Raw genomic sequence first — 3055 nt, 5'->3', positions numbered from 1 at the left:
GGCACCACCGGCCATCCCAAGGGCGTCATGCTCACCCATGCCAACCTGCTGCACCAGGTCAACACCCTCGGTGTTGTGGTGCAGCCTAAGGCGGGCGATCGCGTTCTCAGCATTCTGCCCACCTGGCACGCCTATGAGCGCTCCTGTGAATATTTTCTGCTTTCCCAGGGCTGCACCCAGGTTTATACCAGCCTGCGCCATGTGAAAGAAGATCTGAAAACCTTTCAGCCCCATTTTATGGTGGGTGTGCCCCGGCTCTGGGAGTCCATTTATGAAGGCATCCAGCGGCAGTTGCGCGAACAGCCTGCTTCTCGTCAAAAGCTGGTGAATACCTTCCTCACCAATAGCCATCGCTACATCACGGCTAAGCGCACCTACAGCGGTTTGAATCTGGAGAACCTGCAGCCCTCAGCCCTTGAACGGATGCTGGCAGGATTAGAAGCGATCGCTCGCTGGCCTCTACATCGTCTAGGCCATCGCTTGGTCTACAGCAAAATTCGCGGCGCAACCGGCGGCAATATTAAGCAGGTGATTAGCGGCGGCGGTTCTTTGGCAAAGCATTTGGATACTTTCTTTGAAGTGATTGGTGTGGAAGTGCTTGTGGGCTATGGGCTTACCGAAACTGCGCCAGTGCTCACGGCACGTCGCCCTTGGAACAATCTGCGAGGATCTGCCGGGCAGCCGGTTCCGGGCACTGAAATTCGCATCGTCCATCCCGAAACCCGACGACCTCTGCCGGTGGGCGATCGCGGCCTAGTGCTAGCCCGTGGCCCTCAGGTTATGACGGGCTATTATCAAAATCCCGAGGCAACGGCCAAGGCCATCGACGCCGACGGCTGGTTTGATACCGGCGATTTGGGGCATCTCACCGCCGCTGGACATCTGGTGTTAACCGGGCGTGCTAAGGACACCATCGTCCTTACCAATGGCGAGAACGTAGAACCCCAGCCCATTGAGGATGCCTGTGTGCGCAGTCCTTATATTGACCAGATTATGCTGGTGGGCCAAGATCAGCGCTCCCTGGGGGCTCTGATTGTGCCCAACTTAAATGCCTTAGAAGTGTGGGCTAATCAGCAGGGCAAAACGCTGCAGGTGCCAGAGGGCGTCAGTCTAGACAAACCTGACCCCCAACCAGGGCGATCGCCCCTGTCTATGGAGGATGGGATGATTCAAAGCCTGTATCGCCAAGAGTTAACTCATCATGTGCAAGATCGGCCCAACTACCAAGCCAACGATCGCATTGGTCCCTTCCGGCTGATTCTGGAACCGTTTTCTATGGATAACGGCATGATGACTCAAACGCTGAAGATTCGTCGTCCTGTCGTCTACGATCGCTATCAGTCGTTAATTGACAATATGTTCGAGAGTTAGGCAGTTGGTTCAAGACCCAGGCAACCGAATCCCATAAGATTGCGTCGAAATCCTCCAGGCAGCAATTGTCGGCCGTTTTAGGGACGCGATCGCGGTATGATCAACGGGATGTTTGACCAATTTTCATCCATCGCTAGGCATGATGCGATCGCCCAACAGATGATCCTAAAGCTATCGTCCCTGAGATGAAGGCTAAATCGCACGTCAGGCTGCGATCAATGTCATGATGTTCCCTTTCAATTCTGCTCCCGCCAGCGGGATGCAGGCTGATGACGGACATTGCAGGGCTGTCATTCAGCACGCAGCTACCGCTATTGGTGAGCACCCGTGCTAGGGTCGGTGCATCCGTCTTAAACTCAAGTTACTCCCAAGATTTCTAAGCAGTTGCCCATGGAAGCTTCACAATCACACCTATTACTGAAACGGCTGATCAACATCAAAGTTGTTGTGACCCCCCGTTGGAAAGAAGAAGTTCAACAACAGTTGCAAACCCAAATCAACCAACTCGATGGTCAGCTTCAGCAGCTTGAGGCCCAAGGACAGCGGATGGTGACGGAGGTTCAGAAACAAAGTGGGCAATCCGATGATCCCGCCATGAGCCAACAAATCGGCAGTATTCAAACTCAAGTCAACCAAAAGAAAAGCCAGTTGCTGGAGAAGAAAAACCAAACCCTACAGCAGCTTCAACAGGTGCAGCTCCTAGAAATGGATCAAGAAGTTGGTCAAGGACAAATTGAAAGTTTCTTCCGTATTGAGAAGGGCGACAACCTCATCCGTAAGATGCAGGTGGAGATCCTGATGCGGGATGGGGTCGTGGAAGACATCCGCGGCGATCTTTAAAATCCACCCAATCACGAGAGGGCGATCGCGACTCCATGCCTAAGGACGAGCGATCGCCCTCACAAGTAGTGCTGGGCGACCTGCCTGGGGGCGTGGTTCATCACTCCAGAGCTAGAACGAAGGAACGATGAATCGGTATTCAGTCCCCACTCATATTCTGTAATGAAGCGGTTTCAAGCTACAATCTAGGATCGCGACCGTGAATTGGCGAGGGCGTCTGAGAACCCCTCTGCTGCGTTCATGGGTGCTACCCTGCTGGTTTGCGAGAACTTCGCAGTGCTGTTGTTGATCGAGTCAGACGCTACCCCATGATTCATGAAGTATTCATGCCCGCTCTCAGCTCCACGATGACCGAAGGCAAAATTGTGTCTTGGGTCAAATCACCGGGAGACAAGGTAGAGAAGGGTGAAACCGTCGTTGTTGTGGAATCCGATAAGGCCGACATGGATGTAGAGACCTTCTATGAAGGGTATCTGGCCAGCATCATTGTCCCGGCTGATGAAGTTGCGCCCGTGGGGGCTCCCATTGCCTTAGTGGCAGAAACTGAAGCAGAGATTGAATTAGCCCAGCAGCAGGCCAGCGCCATCCAGGCAGGAACAGCAGCATCGGCAGCGTCTCCAGCCCCTGCTCCTGCAGCAGCCCCAGCGATCGCCGCTCCCACAACGTCCCAAAATGGAGCTGTCAAGTCTGGCCGCCTGGTGGTTTCTCCCCGGGCCCGCAAGCTTGCCAAGGAGTTCAAGGTTGACCTCAACGCCCTCCAGGGTAGCGGGCCCCACGGTCGCATTATTGCCGCAGATATAGAAGCGGCGGCGGGTAAAGCTCCCAGTGCTCCCCAGCCAACTGC

The 3055-nt window shown here is 54.5% G+C and carries 3 protein-coding genes; all 3 read left to right on the top strand.

The window, feature by feature from the left end:
- On the top strand, positions 1-1371 hold a 1371-nt coding region (locus V6D20_18050; GenBank protein ID HEY9817685.1), incomplete at its 5' end, for an AMP-binding protein.
- 390 nt (positions 1372-1761) lie between these two features.
- Entirely contained in the window at positions 1762-2211 is a 450-nt protein-coding gene (locus V6D20_18045) for a YlqD family protein (protein HEY9817684.1), read from the top strand.
- A 308-nt stretch (positions 2212-2519) separates the two neighbouring features.
- Positions 2520-3055 (top strand): biotin/lipoyl-containing protein (locus tag V6D20_18040; GenBank protein HEY9817683.1); only part of this gene is annotated, 536 nt, incomplete at its 3' end.

The sequence above is a fragment of the Candidatus Obscuribacterales bacterium genome, from assembly GCA_036703605.1.
Taxonomy (GTDB): domain Bacteria; phylum Cyanobacteriota; class Cyanobacteriia; order RECH01; family RECH01; genus RECH01.
Note: the sequence above shows the minus strand (reverse complement) of the source record. Positions and strands in the feature narration are given on the sequence as shown.

Coding starts and splice junctions, on each gene's coding strand:
- V6D20_18045 (HEY9817684.1), top strand. CDS start 1,762: ATGGAAGCTTCACAATCACACCTATTACTGAAACGGCTGATCAACATC.